This is a genomic window from Clostridium bowmanii (genome assembly GCF_018861315.1).
Taxonomy (GTDB): Bacteria; Bacillota; Clostridia; order Clostridiales; family Clostridiaceae; genus Clostridium_AD; species Clostridium_AD bowmanii.
Genome location: NZ_JAHLDL010000039.1, coordinates 1 through 16127, shown reverse-complemented (window position 1 = coordinate 16127; position 16127 = coordinate 1). Strand labels below are relative to the sequence as shown.

16 protein-coding genes and 1 pseudogene are annotated in these 16127 nt (G+C 32.5%); 14 read left to right on the top strand and 3 right to left on the bottom strand.

Annotated elements, in window-relative coordinates; genetic code table 11:
- Nucleotides 1-23: 23 nt before the first annotated feature.
- Together KPL51_RS19615 and KPL51_RS19610 are read right to left on the bottom strand one after the other, a co-directional pair.
- Nucleotides 24-368, bottom strand: a pseudogene (locus KPL51_RS19615) (TetR-like C-terminal domain-containing protein); the annotation flags it as partial.
- A 335-nt stretch (nucleotides 369-703) separates the two neighbouring features.
- Nucleotides 704-1471 (bottom strand): DUF975 family protein, encoded by a 768-nt coding sequence (locus KPL51_RS19610; protein WP_216165387.1) that lies wholly within the window; start codon nucleotides 1469-1471, stop codon nucleotides 704-706.
- Nucleotides 1472-1776: 305 nt separating this feature from the next.
- Between KPL51_RS19610 and KPL51_RS19605 the strand changes: the two genes are divergently transcribed.
- From KPL51_RS19605 to KPL51_RS19570, 8 genes are all read left to right on the top strand, one after another.
- On the top strand, nucleotides 1777-2355 hold the full coding sequence (locus KPL51_RS19605; protein ID WP_216165384.1) for a TerD family protein: 579 nt from the start codon (nucleotides 1777-1779) through the stop codon (nucleotides 2353-2355).
- A 30-nt stretch (nucleotides 2356-2385) separates the two neighbouring features.
- Nucleotides 2386-2985: a TerD family protein gene (locus KPL51_RS19600; RefSeq protein ID WP_216165381.1), complete on the top strand. Its 600-nt coding sequence runs from the start codon at nucleotides 2386-2388 to the stop codon at nucleotides 2983-2985.
- A gap of 305 nt (nucleotides 2986-3290) precedes the next feature.
- Nucleotides 3291-3659, top strand: coding sequence for an HAD family hydrolase (locus KPL51_RS19595; protein WP_216165378.1), 369 nt, complete (start codon nucleotides 3291-3293; stop codon nucleotides 3657-3659).
- A gap of 167 nt (nucleotides 3660-3826) precedes the next feature.
- Nucleotides 3827-4060 (top strand): PTS system mannose/fructose/sorbose family transporter subunit IID, encoded by a 234-nt coding sequence (locus KPL51_RS23720; RefSeq protein ID WP_312888766.1) that lies wholly within the window; start codon nucleotides 3827-3829, stop codon nucleotides 4058-4060.
- A gap of 175 nt (nucleotides 4061-4235) precedes the next feature.
- Nucleotides 4236-5393 (top strand): ABC transporter permease, encoded by a 1158-nt coding sequence (locus tag KPL51_RS19585; RefSeq protein WP_216165375.1) that lies wholly within the window; start codon nucleotides 4236-4238, stop codon nucleotides 5391-5393.
- Nucleotides 5386-6060 carry an ABC transporter ATP-binding protein gene (locus tag KPL51_RS19580; protein ID WP_216165372.1) on the top strand — a complete coding sequence of 225 codons (675 nt, stop codon included), beginning with the start codon at nucleotides 5386-5388 and terminating at the stop codon, nucleotides 6058-6060. Before KPL51_RS19585 ends, KPL51_RS19580 begins: the two co-directional genes overlap by 8 nt.
- A gap of 280 nt (nucleotides 6061-6340) precedes the next feature.
- Nucleotides 6341-7216, top strand: a complete 876-nt coding sequence (locus KPL51_RS19575) for a sulfite exporter TauE/SafE family protein (protein ID WP_216165370.1) — start codon at nucleotides 6341-6343, stop codon at nucleotides 7214-7216.
- Nucleotides 7217-7471: 255 nt separating this feature from the next.
- Nucleotides 7472-9100 carry a tetratricopeptide repeat protein gene (locus tag KPL51_RS19570; RefSeq protein WP_216165367.1) on the top strand — a complete coding sequence of 543 codons (1629 nt, stop codon included), beginning with the start codon at nucleotides 7472-7474 and terminating at the stop codon, nucleotides 9098-9100.
- 56 nt (nucleotides 9101-9156) lie between these two features.
- Here the strand turns inward: KPL51_RS19570 and KPL51_RS19565 are convergent, their stop codons facing one another.
- Complete coding sequence (locus KPL51_RS19565) at nucleotides 9157-9801, bottom strand: adenylate kinase (protein ID WP_216165364.1); 645 nt, start codon at nucleotides 9799-9801, stop codon at nucleotides 9157-9159.
- A gap of 866 nt (nucleotides 9802-10667) precedes the next feature.
- Between KPL51_RS19565 and KPL51_RS19560 the strand changes: the two genes are divergently transcribed.
- From KPL51_RS19560 to KPL51_RS19535, 6 genes are all read left to right on the top strand, one after another.
- On the top strand, nucleotides 10668-10913 hold the full coding sequence (locus KPL51_RS19560; RefSeq protein WP_216165361.1) for an ACT domain-containing protein: 246 nt from the start codon (nucleotides 10668-10670) through the stop codon (nucleotides 10911-10913).
- Nucleotides 10914-11906, top strand: coding sequence for a ketol-acid reductoisomerase (ilvC, locus tag KPL51_RS19555; protein WP_216165358.1), 993 nt, complete (start codon nucleotides 10914-10916; stop codon nucleotides 11904-11906).
- An 11-nt stretch (nucleotides 11907-11917) separates the two neighbouring features.
- A complete protein-coding gene (ilvD, locus tag KPL51_RS19550; RefSeq protein WP_216165355.1) occupies nucleotides 11918-13573 on the top strand; it encodes a dihydroxy-acid dehydratase in 1656 nt (551 codons plus the stop codon).
- A 60-nt stretch (nucleotides 13574-13633) separates the two neighbouring features.
- A complete protein-coding gene (ilvB, locus tag KPL51_RS19545; RefSeq protein WP_216165352.1) occupies nucleotides 13634-15313 on the top strand; it encodes a biosynthetic-type acetolactate synthase large subunit in 1680 nt (559 codons plus the stop codon).
- A gap of 15 nt (nucleotides 15314-15328) precedes the next feature.
- Complete coding sequence (locus KPL51_RS19540) at nucleotides 15329-15487, top strand: hypothetical protein (protein WP_216165349.1); 159 nt, start codon at nucleotides 15329-15331, stop codon at nucleotides 15485-15487.
- Nucleotides 15488-15758: 271 nt separating this feature from the next.
- Nucleotides 15759-16037: an MBL fold metallo-hydrolase gene (locus KPL51_RS19535; RefSeq protein ID WP_216165346.1), complete on the top strand. Its 279-nt coding sequence runs from the start codon at nucleotides 15759-15761 to the stop codon at nucleotides 16035-16037.
- Nucleotides 16038-16127: the final 90 nt, after the last annotated feature.

The following is a 16127-nucleotide window of genomic DNA, read 5'->3' as shown; positions in this document are numbered from 1 at the left end:
AATAACACCATGGTAACTCAATTTTATCTTGATTTTGTCTTATTGAATACTTCATACTGTTCTAATGAATTAATCATACTTCCGTGTACTGTTATAGATAAGATTTCTATGATTTTTTCGGGCTGTTCTTTCATACCATTTTGTATCCATTGGATAACAAGACCCAGAAATGCAAGTGTATAAAAATTGGCAAGAAAATTCTTGTGGTCCTCATCTATCCGCATATCTCTTGTCTGAGTATCTACTACACGTTGTATTAATTGATAGGTAACAGAATAAAGGAATTTTTCTAAATGCTCTCGGCCTAATGAGTGATAGGTACAGAGACATATTTCACTATTATTTTGGATATACAGAAATAAATTTAGAAAGCCCTCTTGTCAGGTATTTTAAGTTGCATGTTTCTGAAGTTCTGCAATAGCTTCCTTTTTATACATCCATTCCAATAAATCGTATATATCCTTAAAGTGATAATAAAATGTACGCCGGTTCAATGCATCAAAATATGATATACGAGTGTTAATGGCTGCTGCTAAAACATTATATAGTGGAAGATTGATTCCAGGCGAGAACATTATCAAAAAACTTATTAAAGATACTACACTAGAAAATTTATTGTAAAAAATGACCTAAGGCAAATCAATATTTGCCTTAGGTCATTTTTAGCTAGTGGTAAATGTAACTTTTAAATAAAGTATAGGACCTATAAATCAATATTTAAAGGCTGCTTTAATTGGAGCTCTTCATAGCTGCATATACCCTGATCTAATGCATCCTTTCGTAATTCTAAATACAATTCCGCTTTTGTAGCATTTTCATAAGGCATTACAAATAATACCCCCACAAAAAGTAATATGGTGCCTAATAAATACCATCCGATAAATGAAAGATCTAATATCCACATATCCATTTTATTGCCGTCAGTCATTTTATCACTTAATTCTAGTGCACGAGTACGGCTAATGTTTGGATTGTCTGATAAAATATAGGGTACCATCCTATATGCGTAAGTTTTTATAATTCCAGGCACAATAAGTAGTAAGGTCCAAAGAAAGGTTAGAATAGATCTCCATAGCATAGTTGTTACAATATTAAGATACTTTCCGTTACCAAACCCATAGCCTAAATAATTTAAATCTACGTTATTTTGTGATGACTGCACAAAAAAACGTCTTCCACCAACTTCAAGTGGATAACCTACTAATATACGAAATGCTACCGCAAACAGAAATAAAACAATTATTATTGTCACGGTAATCAAAAGTAAAAACGGGAATATATTAGTAATAATTTCCGGGAAAGGAGTATATCCATTCGTTGATGTACGATTACCAGAATTCCAGTTTAGGTTAAAAGAACTATTTTCGTTTCCTCCAATAATTGCTAAAACTAAACTAACCAAAAATGCCTTCCAATAGGATATTTTTAAAACAGCTTTTGCTCTATTTTTTAAGACTTCACGACTCCACATATGTTATCCTCCTTCATATAAATTATTTTACCTAATATGTATAATCATAACTCTTTACCATTGAAAATGCTAGTATTGCAACTTCAACAAGGTCTCAAACTATCCTAATGATTATAATAAAATAGTATATACATTTTTAACAGTAATGATTTGGTGCAAATAGTGAAGAAACAGAAAATTTAATACAATATTAACATATGTTCTGTAATTATATGTTAATATAATATTAAGTTTATAATAATATCAAATTAAATATAATTTTGAGGTTTAAATTAAATTATAAACAATGAAGAGGAGGAATTAACATGGCTGTTAGTTTAAAAAAAGGACAAAAAGTAGATTTGACTAAATCTAATCCGGGCCTTAAAAAAGTACTTATAGGACTTGGTTGGGATACAAATAAATATGATGGTGGATCTGATTTCGATCTAGATTCAGCTGCTTTTCTTTTAGGCGAAAATGGAAAGGTAACTGGCGATGGAGATTTTATTTTTTATAATAACTTAAACCATGCTTCAAATTCTGTTACTCATCTAGGCGATAACTTAACTGGTAATGGTGATGGTGATGATGAACAGTTAAAGGTTGATTTATCTGCTGTTCCACAAAACATAACAAAAATAGATTTTACAGTAACTATTAATGATGCAGAGACCAGAAGACAAAACTTTGGACAAGTTTCTAATGCATTTATAAGAATATGTAACGAAGAAACTGGAGCAGAATTAATAAGATATGATCTCGGAGAAGACTATAGTATAGAAACAGCTGTAATAGTTGGTGAATTATATAGAAATGGATCTGAATGGAAATTTAACGCAATAGGTAGTGGATTTGAAGGCGGACTTGGTGCTTTATGTTCAAATTTTGGAATAAATAATTAATTGATTATAAAATGAAAAGAAGGTGTTTTAATGAGTATTAATTTGAAAAAAGGACAAAAGGTTGATTTGACAAAAGGAAACAGTGGAATATCGAAATTAATGGTTGGTCTAGGTTGGGATGCAGTAGAATCACCAGCAGGTGGCGGTATATTCAAAAAAAAGGCTGCGGATATTGATTGCGATGCTTCAGTTTTAATGATAAATAAAGATGGTAAGCTTAAAGGTATGGAAAATGTTATATATTTTGGTAATTTAAAAAGCCGTTGTGGTAGTGTAGTACATACCGGAGATAACAGAACTGGTGATGGCAATGGTGATGATGAACAAATACTTATAGATTTATCAAAGATTTCTGAGGAGGTAGATAAATTAATATTTGTTGTTAATATTTATGATTGTATTAAAAGAAATCAAGATTTTGGCCAAATTCAAAACGCATACATAAGGATTGTAAATTCTATTGATAATGCAGAATTATTAAAATACAATTTATCTGAAAGTTATGCAGGTAAGACCTCTTTAATAACGGGAGAGATTTATAGACATAATAATGAGTGGAAGTTTTCAGCGATTGGTGAAGGAACTAATGAAGGCTCATTAACAGGACTTATTGAAAAATATAGAAAATAAATAAAGCATTAGAGGCCATATCTTAGAAAAGTAAGGTATGGCCTCTAGTTTTATTATTTAGTATTGTATTTTCCTATCAATAAAAAAATTGACTCTATAATAAATTACATATATGCCAAAGACTCATCACTGAGCTTAGGCTATTATGTTATGACAAATGTAATAATTCTGATGACGATTGTCATAATTAGAATGACAATATAAAGGTGTATAATATGGAATAGGTCTATAATATACTTAAAATGCTATTTAACTAAGGCTAACTGAAAACGTTATCCATGGAATAAGAGGTGTGAATATAACTAATGCATAAATTTAAAATGATATGTTTAGATATTGATAGAACATTGCTAAATTCAGAGCATAAGATTTCTCCAAAGACAAAAGTGGTAATTGAAATAGTTGCAAATGAAAAACAAATTCCAGTAATACTAGTGTCTGCAAGAATGCCAAAGGGAATATTGTTTCTGCAAAAGGAACTTAATATTGAACAACCCATTATTTGTTATAGTGGTGCTTTAGTTATGGATGAAAAGGCCGAAATTTTATCCAATTGTGGTATAGCAATTTTAGATGTTAGACAAGTATATAAGTTTGCCAGTGAAATAGGTGCGCATATTAGTTTATATAAAGACGATGAATGGTATTGGCAAGAGAATTTATTGAAAAAATAAAATCAATTCGCACTTTATATTTTTTGCATCACTGATATCTTATTATGTATGGGTATAACGGTTTATCTTAATATGGATTATAAGGGGATATTATTTATTGCAATAGCAAATATAGTTATTTACATTGACGGTAAAAAAAGAAAAGGTCTATTCATTTAAGCTTATAGATAAGTCCAATTTGGTTTGGTATAAACTATGGATATAGTAAAGAAACTGAAATTGTTACAGATGTTGGCGGAAATAAATTGGCTAAGCTAACTGAGTGTGCGTCTATATTAGGTTTATTTGTAATGGGTGCACTGGTTGCTAAATGGACAAACATTAATGTGCCGGTGGTAATTTTAAGAATTACTGGGGCAGATGGCGTAGTTACAGTTAATACGGTGGCTATAATATTTTGAATTACCTTATTTTAAGTTTAATGCAACTGGAACTATATCTAGTGAATTAATTGTTTGTTTATAAAATATCATGTCATTTTATGATATTATAAGCACTAGTAGTTAATGTTTGTCAGAATAATATTAAATTATTATAAAATTATTCTAATAAGAAATAGGACGGAGGCTAAAGAGTATGTTTACAGCACTAAAAATAGCCTGGAGATTTTTAATAAACAGTAAGATTCAAACATTAGTAATAATTTTAGGTATTGCTATAGGTATTTCAGTGCAAGTATTTGTTGGACTATTAAGCATGGGACTTGAAACCTCACTAATGGATAAGGTGGTTGGCAATTCAACTCATATAACAATTTACCCTAATAATAAGACAATAGAAAATTATAATGAAGTGCAAGATAAAATCAGAAGAATTGATAGTAAAGTAACATCAGTAGCCCCAGTAGTGGAGTATAATGCATCTGTTAATTTTAATAATATGTATGAACCAATACAAGTTAGAGGTTTTATTTCTAAAGATCTGGACTCCCTATATAATATAAAAGATAAAATTTATAAGGGAAGAGCGATTAAAAATACTGGAGAAGCATTGATTGGAAAGGAGCTTGGTGAAAAATTAGGCTTAAAAATAAATGATGATATTTATATAATAACTGCAGATAGAAAAAAGAAGGTCCTAAAAGTGGTAGGACTTTATGATTTTGACACAATGAAGGTTAATAAAACTTTAATTATTACAGATTTAAAATATGCTCAAGATTTAGCGGGCTTTGGTGATGCGGCAACCTCATTGGAATTATCTACAAGTGATCCTTATAATGCAGATATTATTGCAGGAAAAATACAAAAAGGACTTTCAGATAAGGGATTAAAGATAGAAAATTGGAAGGTGCAAAATAAGTTATTAGTGAGTGCAATAATGGGTGAAAAAGTATGCAGTGTAGTAATTCAACTTAGTGTTATGATTGCAGCTGTTTTAAGCATTATAAGCATAATGAGTATAAGTGTGGTTCAGAAATACAAGGAAATAGGTATTCTAAAGGCCATGGGAATAAAAGATGGTTCGGCTGCATTTGTATTCATAATTCAAGCTTTTATATTAGGTATAGTTGGTACTTGCCTAGGGATGGGGTTGACCTATTTATATATAAGGGTATTTAATAGATTTACAAGTGTGACAGGCGGGGGATCGCCACTAGTTACTATAGTTGTAAATTATAGTTTCATAATTAAATTATCTGTTATTGATATAATGGCAGCAACACTCGCAGCATTTTTCCCAGCTATAAAATCCTTTAAATTAACACCTGTGGAGGTCATAAAAAATGGATAGTATTATAGAATTAAAAAATATTAATAAAATTTATGGGAAAAGGGTGAAAACACAGGTATTAGATAATGTAAATTTAACTATTGATAAAGGATCCTTTAATTCTATTATAGGAGCATCAGGAAGTGGTAAGACTACCTTATTAAATATAATAGGCATGTTAGATAAGCCTACAAGTGGACAAGTGCAATTAGATGGTAGAAGAATAGACAAAATGAGTAGAAGGGCTTTAGCTTCTATTAGAAATAAGGAAATAGGGTTTGTATTTCAATTTCATTATTTATTACCAGAGTTTAATGCTATTGAAAATGTGCTAATGCCACAAACTATAAAAAAATCATTCTGTGGTAGAAAAACTCGTGAAAAAGCAAAAGAACTTCTTGAACTGGTGGGGCTTCCAAATGTTAAAAAGAATAAAGTGTATAATTTGTCAGGAGGAGAGCAGCAAAGGGTTGCAATTGCGAGGGCACTTATGAATAGTCCTAAGATAATACTGGCAGATGAGCCTACAGGAAATTTGGATTCACATGCGTCAGAAAATATATACAATATATTTAGAGATATAAATAAAAGTCTTGGAACTACTTTTATAATAATAACTCATGATGAAAGAATAGCAAAAAAAACAGACAGAATTATTGAAATAGCGGATGGTATTATTACATCTTAAGGGAATATCTATAAGAAATGAAAAAAAAATCTCTGCACATAGCGGTGATTTTTTTTGTTGGAACAGTAAAAATATGTTGATACATATTTTAGTGGTTTTTGTCTTATATTAACCTTTCCTATTAATAGCGCTAAATAGTGCATTTAGTGAAGCGGTGTCAATATTGGAAGAACCACCAAACCCAAATTCAGAAAATTGAAATATTTATATATATTTTAATTAAATAATGTTATATAATTGAGCATACTATATTTAAATAAAACAAGAATGGAGGTATTTTATGGTTAAGATACTGCTAGGGTCATTAATTTTGTTTGTATCATACTTTGCTTTTGTTTATTTTTCTGACATTTATAAAGCGGCAAAAGCGGGAAAAATTGATAAAAAGAATTTTATTGCTTTTGGTGGAATAGGGTTTTTAGCTAATTTTTTTGATACTTTGGGTGTAGGAAGTTTTGCAATTGTAACATCTATAGTTAGATTTTTGAAATTGACGGATGATAGAACACTCCCTGGCACTTTAAATGTCTCTTGTACAATTCCTACGGTTTTGGAGGCAATTATTTTTTTAACTGTGATAAAAGTCGATAAAATAACAATGATTTCAATGATAATGGCTGCAGTTTTAGGCGCTGTAATAGGAGCAGATATTGTTGCAAAATTTAATATAAGGAAAGTAAGAATTGGAATGGGATTGGCACTAATTGTGGTTGCTGTTATGATGCTTTCAGGACTGCTTAAACTTATGCCGATAGGCGGAACAGCTAATGGACTTACAGGAATTAAGCTTGTAATAGCAATTGGTTGTAATTTTATACTTGGAGCTTTAATGCAGCTTGGTGTTGGTCTTTATGCTCCTTGCATGGCATTAATTTATGCACTTGGAATGAACCCCCTTGCTGCCTTTCCAATAATGATGGGCTCCTGTGCTTTTCTTATGCCTGCAGGATCTGTTCAATTTGTAAAAAAGGAAGCATATGATAGAAAAGCATCTATAGCTATCACGTTGTTTGGATGTGTAGGAGTGTTGATTGCTGCATATATTGTTAAATCACTACCACTACAAATTGTTAAATGGTTAGTGTTAGTAATTGTTATCTATACGTCAATTATGTTACTGGAATCTGCTAGTAAGGCACGGAAACAAATCATTTAAAATTGATAGTGTACGTTTGTTGCAAGTAATTCAGCTAAGACAAATGAAATGATATTTAATAAAAAAAAATAAATTGAAAATCTGGAAACTAAATTATAGTTCCTAGATTTTTTTATTTGGAAAGTTTCGGGCATGAAATTCTCTCTTTTTATGTAGTCAATAACTGTACATAACTCCTTGCTAATAGTATAATAATTTTGACAAGTATTTATTGCTGAAAACGATTTTATTTTTATATTTAGAGGGGGACTTGTTTTGTCAGAAGAAACTAAACAATATAATATTCATAAAAATATTAAGATGGCGGTAGAGGAAGATACTCCAGTTATACTGGAAGCGGAAAAACAATTATCACAATCTATGGTATGGAAACTACAGAACGATTTTTTTGCAAAACAGGGTCCAGAAGCCTGGACTCGCGGTATTGTACCTCAATATATAACAACTAATCCTTATATAGCAAACCTATATGCTAAAATTATATTTGGATACTTACGAGACTATGCTGCAAGGACTGATATAGATAAAAATTCTACTATATACATAATGGAACTTGCTTCAGGGGTAGGTCGATTTACTTACACCTTTCTTAAAAGATTTTTGCACATAATTAAAAATTCTTCCTTGAAAGGGTTGAAATTCAAATATATTGTAACTGATTTTTCTGAGAAGAATATTAAATATTGGCAGAATCATAGTTCCTTAAAACCTTATTTTGATTCAGGAATACTTGATTGTGCAACCTTTGATATAACTAAAGACGAGGAGCTTCATTTAAGAAATAGTGGTGAGATTTTAGCCAGTGGAAGTTTAAAAAACCCTTTGATTTTAATCGCTAATTATACATTTGACAGTCTTCCTCAAGATACCTTTTATGTAAACGAGGGAGAGATTTTTGAAGGCTTGATTACAATAACTTCTCCAGAAGTTAAGGTTTATCCGGAGGACAAATCCATATTGGCTGGACTAGATTATTACTATACAGACAAGCAAATCCAAGGTGATAATTATTATGAAGATGATAATATTAATAAGATACTTTTATACTATAAAAATCATTTAGAAGATACATCTTTTTCACTGCCAATAATGGCAATGCGGTGTATTTCCAGATTAAAAAGATTATTTAATGATGACATAATCTTAATTTCCTCGGATAAAGGTTATAAAAATGAAAAAGCAATGCTTGAAAACTCTCATCCATTTTTATCGAAACATGGTTGTATTTCTATGACTGTTAACTTTCACTGCTTGGAGCAATATTTTAAAAACCTTGGGGGGAAAGCGATACATAGCATCTATGACCATGAAAATATAAATATGTCACTATTTTTATTATCAAGCGGTTCTCAGGATTTTGTAGAAACCTCAATGGTCTATAATGAAATTATTGAAAGTATAGGTCCAGATGATTTTTATATTTTGAAAAAAGCAGCGGTGTCTCACTGCGAATCTTTAGAAACAAGACAGATACTAACTTTTATTCGATTTACAGTTTGGGACGCAAGAACATTTAGGGAATGTTATAACATATTACTTGAAAGAATAGATACGGAGGAGAATTTTCCACTAGAAGAATTGATTATGGTAATGAATAAAGTTTGGGACCACTATTTTCCTATTGGTGAAGAAGGAGATTTAGCATACTATATAGGACTTCTGTTTAGTTATGTGGGCTATGATAGTGATGCACTGAGATTCTTTGAATATTCACATGAATTATATGGTGCTAGTGCTGAAATCTATTATAGAATAGGAGTTTGCTCTTACAATCTAAACCAAATTGAAAAAGCACTAGAGTATACTGAAAGGTCACTGGCCTTAGATTCATATTTCCCAGATAGCAGGAATTTAAAAATGTTAATACAAGACAAACTAATGTAAAATATAAAAAAATCTTCTCAATAGATTATAAGATTGAGAAGATTTTTTAAGATACTTTAAGTATCTAATGCCGAAAAAATATTTTTTGAAACTGTAAGTATATCATCTCTACCATCAACTGTAGATAAACAATGATTAGTCCAATAATAATCTATTAGAGGATGGGTGTGATTTTTATAAACAGTAAGTCTTTCCTTAACCGTTTCTTCATTATCATCATTTCTTTGAATCAATTTGTCACCACAAAAGTCACAAATACCTAATTTTTCAGGTGGATTAAACTTTATATGATAACTCCGTCCACAGGAAGAACATATTCTCCTTCCTACATTTCTTTCAAGTATAAATTCGTTAGGAACGTCAATTAGAAGTACGACGTCCAAGGTATTATTAGTACTTTGTAGAAATTTATTGAGTTCTTCTGCTTGAAAAACTGTTCTTGGGAATCCATCTAGTAGAAAACCGTTTTTGCAATCCTCTTTTATTAGTCTATCTTCTACTACTTGAATGGTTAGAGCATCAGGCACCAACTGTCCTTTATCAATATATTCTTTTGCTTGTACCCCAAGGGTCGTTTTGTTTTTAATATTCATTCTAAAAATATCTCCAGTTGATAGATGGGTTATGTTATATTTCTCACATATTAGTTTTGCTTGAGTACCTTTTCCAGCTCCGGGAGCACCTAATAAAATAATTCTCAAAATAATGCCTGCTACCTAAAATTGTAACAAACAACTTTAGCAATCTATTCGTTAAATGGATTGGTGGCATAACGGGTTATTGATTAGCCACAGTGCAGGATTTTCACCTACCTTTCTTATTATATTTTTCGTATACGTTTAAATATAAAAATAAAATGCACAAAATACAGTTACTAAACTATTAATAATATATACTGATTATACTATATATATAATAAGTTACCAAATAAAACCATAAAATAAACTAGAGAATTTAAATTAATTTAATTTAATTGAAAAACATCTTAAGGAGAAATACATAAAAATGAATACTTATTTGACTACAAAGCTAATTCAGATTAGTGTGTAAAACAAGAACAGATAGAAAGAGAATAAAAAAGTAGAAAATTCAAAAATAAGAAATTTCGCTATTGACAAACTGCATAAATGCGTATATACTAAAAAATAATATAATAAGTAAAGCGATGATGGAGAGAAAAATATCACAGTTAAACTACAGAGAACCAACGATTGATGAGAGTTGGTGTTGATACTGATATGTAATAATCACTCTTGAGCTGCTGAGTTGAATTTGAAACTATTTTGAAGATGAATTGCAAAATTTTTTTAACTTGCAATGTTAATCACAAAAAAACGAATAGTTTCGCATTTAGTAAACGAAGACGGATGCCCCCGATATAGGGCTATGGTTATGGAAATTGATTGAGAAGTTTTTTTATTTCTTTTGACCAAAAATAGGAGGTGATTTATATCAATAAATTACGAACTAGGGTGGTACCACGAATCTTTCGTCCCTATAAACATATTTAAATATATGTTTATAGGAATGAAAGATTTTTTTATTTGCCAAAAAAGGAGATGTTGTAATGTATAGAACGGTAAGTGCCAAGGTAGAACATGGTATAGATTCACTAGTAAGGGTTACCAATACTTTAAGAAGAAAAGAATTTCAAATTAGAGAACTCATTATGACAGAAGGGGAAATTAATGGCTATTCAGATTTAAGGATAACAATAGAAGAAGTTGCAAATTTGGGGATAGAACAAGCAATGATGCAACTTAGAAAAATTATAAATGTATATGAAATTCAAGAATTTAAGGGGGAAAATTAAATGGCTAAAATGTATTATGATGGTGAAGCAGATCTAGGTTTATTGAAAGGCAAGAAGATTGCAATAGTAGGGTATGGAAGTCAAGGGCACGCTCATGCACTTAATTTAAAAGAAAGTGGACTAGAAGTAGTTGTTGGTTTATATAGTGGCAGTAAATCATGGAATAAGGCAAGGGAAGCAGGTCTTGAGGTTTTAGAGGTTTGTGATGCGGCGAAGTGCAGTGATGTAATAATGGTACTTGCTCCAGATGAATTGCAAAGTAAAATTTATAAGGAGAGTATTGAGCCATATTTAAAACAAGGTAATGCATTGGTTTTTGCACATGGGTTTAATATTCACTTTAGTCAAATTACACCACCAGCAAATGTTGATGTATTTATGGTAGCACCAAAGGGACCAGGACATTTAGTAAGAAGAGTGTATCAAGAGGGAAAAGGAGTTCCAGCACTCATTGCGGTATACCAAGATTATAGTGGAAGTGGGAAAGAACTTGCACTTGCTTATGCAAAAGGAATTGGTGCTACAAGGGCTGGCGTACTTGAAACAACTTTTCAAGAAGAAACAGAAACAGATTTATTTGGTGAACAGGCAGTTTTATGCGGAGGGGTTACAGAACTTATTAAAGCAGGGTTTGATACACTTACAAACGCAGGATATCAGAAAGAAATCGCTTATTTTGAATGTCTTCATGAACTGAAACTTATTGTGGATTTACTATATGAAGGTGGATTTGAAAACATGAGATATAGTGTCAGTGATACTGCTGAATATGGAGATTACATGGTAGGTAAAAGAATTGTAAATGAAGATACTCGAAAAGAAATGGCTAAGGTCCTTTCCGAAATACAAAATGGGGAATTTGCAAGGGATTGGTTAATAGAAAACCAAATCAACAGGCCAAACTTTAATGCAATAAAAAGAATGGAATTGCAACATCCAATAGTAGAGGTAGGGAAAGAATTAAGAAGTATGATGTCTTGGATTAAAAAATAGGGGGAGTAGATTTGAAAAGTAAAATGATAAAAGAAGGAATTTCTAAAGCTCCTCATAGATCTTTATTAAAAGCTTTAGGTTTAAGTGATATAGAAATAGAAAGACCATTTATTGGTGTTGTAAATTCTTTTAACGAAATTGTTCCAGGTCATATAGGTCTTCGCGAGATTGCAGAAGCAGTGAAAAAAGGTGTTCTTATTGGAGGAGGAACCCCACTTGAGTTTCCAACTATAGCGGTTTGTGATGGGCTTGCCATGAATCATGAAGGAATGAAATATTCACTGGTGAGTCGGGAACTTATTGCAGACAGTATTGAAGTTATGACAAAAGCCCATGGCCTCGATGGATTGGTTTTGATTCCAAGTTGTGATAAAGTTGTGCCGGCAATGCTCATGGCAGCAGCAAGATTAAATATTCCAGCAATTATAGTTAGCGGTGGCCCAATGCTTGCAGGTAAAATGAGGGGCAAAAAAATAGATTTGATTACGGTTTTTGAAGGTGTAGGTGCAGTTTGTAGTGGGAAAATGACTCAGGAAGAATTAGCGGAATTAGAAAACAAAGCTTGTCCTACTTGTGGTTCTTGTTCTGGAATGTTTACAGCGAATTCCATGAATTGTATGACGGAAGTATTGGGGATGGCATTGCCTGGAAATGGGACTATTCCGGCCATATATTCAGAAAGAAAGAGGTTAGCCAAGGCAACTGGAATAAAAATTATGGAGCTAGTGAATGAAAACATATTACCACAGCAGATTCTAAGCGAAAGTGCTTTTGAAAATGCACTTACAGTGGATATGGCACTGGGATGTTCTTCTAATACGGTGCTTCACTTAACAGCTATAGCACATGAATTAGATATGAAGATGGATTTAGACAAAATTAACAAGATTAGTGCAAAGACACCAACTCTCTGCACATTAAGTCCTTCAGGACCTTACCATATAGAAGATTTATATGAAGCTGGTGGAGTAACAGCCGTAATGCATGAATTAAGCAAGAAAAATTTAATCCACTTAGACGTATTAACTGTAGCTAATCAGACTCAGGGGGAAATTATAGAAAAGGCAGAAAAAGTAGGGCATGGGGTAATAGCTTCTATTTACACACCTTACAGTGAAACCGGTGGTATAGCTATTCTTAGAGGAAATTTAGCACCTGATGGTGCAGTGGTAAAGAGAGCTGCAGTAGCTAAAGAGATGCTTAAAACAAAAGCTATAGCAAGGGTTTTTGATGGAGAAGAAGCGGCAGTAGAAGCTATTTTAGGTGGGAAAATAGGCAGAGGGGAAACAGTGGTTATTCGATACGAAGGTCCTAAAGGGGGACCCGGCATGAGAGAAATGCTTACTCCAACTTCTGCACTAGTGGGAATGGGACTAGATAAATGTGTATCCCTTATTACGGATGGTAGATTCTCAGGAGGAACAAAAGGAGCTGCTATAGGGCATGTTTCTCCCGAAGCTTACGCGGGCGGACCTATTGGACTTATAAAAGATGGAGATGTAATAGAAATAGATATACCTGCTGGTAAACTGGAACTGCTTGTAGGGGTGGAAGAACTTGAAGACAGAAAAAAAGTGGTAAAAATAAAAGTGCACAACTACAAAGGTTATATTGGTAGATATGCAAAAATGGTTTCTTCAGCTGCCTCAGGTGCGGTTTGTAAATAAAAACGGAGGTAGGAAATAGAATATGTAGGCAAATAAAATGTGTTAAAAGGGGGTGATAAAATGCTACTTAGGGGAGCTCAGATTCTATTGGAATGTTTAAAAGAGCAGAACGCAAATATTATTTTTGGATATCCTGGTGGATCTGTAATTCCACTATATGATGCACTTTATGATGAACTTGAATATTTTACACATATTAGAACTGCTCATGAACAGGCGGCAGTTCATGCAGCAGATGGGTATGGCAGAGCAACAGGAAAGGTTGGAGTTTGCATTGTAACCTCAGGACCTGGGGCAACCAATACTATTACTGGAATCGCAACTGCTTATATGGATTCAATTCCAATGGTTGTCTTTACAGGGCAGGTTCCGCGGAGTCTTCTTGGACGTGATTCTTTTCAGGAAATAGATATAATGGGAATTACACTATCAATTACAAAGCATAGCTTTATTGTAAAGGATGAAAAGAAGTTGGCAGATACAATAAGAAAAGCTTTTAAAATAGCACAAAGTGGGAGACCAGGTCCTGTTCTTGTAGATATTCCAAAGGACGTTTTCACAAGTGAAGCAGAATATTCCCCCATGGTAAATGAAGACAAAAGACAAAAGAATACTTATATCCTAGATATGAAAAAAATACAAGAAGCAGCTAAATTGATTCGATGTTCAAAAAAACCTATAATCTATGCTGGTGGTGGAATAAAAACAGCTAATAGTTCAATAACGTTATGTAAGTTCGCAGAAACAGGAGATATTCCTGTGGCCAATACACTGATGGGACTTGGTACAATACCAAGAAATCATACATTGTCACTGGGACTTGTAGGAATGCACGGCTCTAGAGAAACAAATTTAGCAGTTACCAATAGTGATTTAATTATAGCCATTGGTGCACGATTTAGTGATAGAGTAATTGGAAAAGTAGATGAATTCGCGCCAAAAGCAAAAATCATTCAAATTGACATTGACGAAACTGAGATAGATAAAAATAAGATAGTGGATTTATCTTTAGTTGGAGATATGAGTACAATTTTAGAAACACTACTGTCTTATATGGATCAAAAGGATAGAAAGCCTTGGCATGATGAAATAAAAACCCTGAAGGCTATAAGGTTAGCTAGTTTGAAAAATATTACTAAGGCAGAAAATAGTTTTACACATGGGGATGTGTTTCAATGTTTAAATGAAACTCTTGAGGAAGATATCGTTGTTACAACGGATGTAGGACAGCATCAAATGTGGACTGCACAGTCTTGGAATTTTATTAAACCAAGAACATTTATTACCTCAGGGGGACTTGGAACCATGGGATTTGGACTAGGTGCCGCCATAGGAAGTCAAATGGGAAATCTAGAGGAGCGTGTACTTTTAATAACAGGAGATGGAAGTTTTAGAATGAGCTGTAATGAACTTCAGACCATTGCAAAGTATAAGCTTCCTATAGTAATTGTGATTATGAATAATCATACACTAGGGATGGTAAGGCAGTGGCAGAGAATGTTCAGTAATGGAAGATACTGCGAAACGGATATTGAGGATGAAGTAAACTATGTAAAACTTGCGCAGGCCTATGGCATTGAAGGCTTCAAAATTACAAGTAAAGAGGAATTGAAAAATGTACTAGAATCTGTAAAAACGGGAATGAAACCAGTAGTTATAGATTGCTTAATAGATAAGGACGAAGGGGTATATCCAATTGTGCCACCTGGAAAATCAATTCAACAATTAGTTCTAAAATAAAAGGAGGAAATAAAAATGTTAAATATAAATGATAAAATGGATCGTGTTGAAAATATGGTAGAAAGTGATAACGTTGAAGAAGTGACACAAAATCAAGTTAAATATGAATTTGATAATTCAAGTTATAAGGTTAACTATTTTGGAATAGGGCGCGAAGCTGAAGAGTGGCAGTAAATAATCAATATAAATGAAATGGACATCGGTAGTCAGAGAAATGGCTGCTGGTGTCCATTTTAAGTTAAGAGGGTAGCTGATTATATTTAGTTGAAAAATAAAAAGTTAATTTAGTATATTGATAGTAATAAAAAATAAAAGAATAGCATTTAATTAAATAAGTACAATTGTCAGTGCATTTGATTATCGAGAAAAGAAAAGAGCATTTATGAGCATTTCTGCTGTACTATAGCTAATTTAAGGGGGGGGATTTAAAATTAATATTCAATTTTTGGGGACTGCAGCTGGAGAAGGGTGGCCGGCATTATTTTGCGAATGTGAGTATTGTGTTAGAGCTAGGGAAAAAGGTGGGGAAAATATTAGGACGCGTTCTTCATGCATTATTGATGAGAAGTATATGGTGGATTTTCCACCTGATACATATATGCATGTTCTTAATAATGGATTAAGTCTTAATAAAGTGGAGCATCTTATTATAACCCATTCACATGAAGATCACTTTTATCCGGAAGATATACATATGAGAAAAGAGCCTTATGCTCATATATAGTGAACCTCCCATGACTGAAGTCACGAGCTTCTATTGTTGCCAATAAATTTTCCCACATCTACGTCCTCGTAACCCTTAACATAACAACCT

Coding starts and splice junctions, on each gene's coding strand:
- KPL51_RS19610 (WP_216165387.1), bottom strand. CDS start 1,471: ATGTGGAGTCGTGAAGTCTTAAAAAATAGAGCAAAAGCTGTTTTAAAA.
- KPL51_RS19605 (WP_216165384.1), top strand. CDS start 1,777: ATGGCTGTTAGTTTAAAAAAAGGACAAAAAGTAGATTTGACTAAATCT.
- KPL51_RS19600 (WP_216165381.1), top strand. CDS start 2,386: ATGAGTATTAATTTGAAAAAAGGACAAAAGGTTGATTTGACAAAAGGA.
- KPL51_RS19595 (WP_216165378.1), top strand. CDS start 3,291: ATGCATAAATTTAAAATGATATGTTTAGATATTGATAGAACATTGCTA.
- KPL51_RS19585 (WP_216165375.1), top strand. CDS start 4,236: ATGTTTACAGCACTAAAAATAGCCTGGAGATTTTTAATAAACAGTAAG.
- KPL51_RS19580 (WP_216165372.1), top strand. CDS start 5,386: ATGGATAGTATTATAGAATTAAAAAATATTAATAAAATTTATGGGAAA.
- KPL51_RS19575 (WP_216165370.1), top strand. CDS start 6,341: ATGGTTAAGATACTGCTAGGGTCATTAATTTTGTTTGTATCATACTTT.
- KPL51_RS19560 (WP_216165361.1), top strand. CDS start 10,668: ATGTATAGAACGGTAAGTGCCAAGGTAGAACATGGTATAGATTCACTA.
- ilvC (WP_216165358.1), top strand. CDS start 10,914: ATGGCTAAAATGTATTATGATGGTGAAGCAGATCTAGGTTTATTGAAA.
- ilvB (WP_216165352.1), top strand. CDS start 13,634: ATGCTACTTAGGGGAGCTCAGATTCTATTGGAATGTTTAAAAGAGCAG.
- KPL51_RS19540 (WP_216165349.1), top strand. CDS start 15,329: ATGTTAAATATAAATGATAAAATGGATCGTGTTGAAAATATGGTAGAA.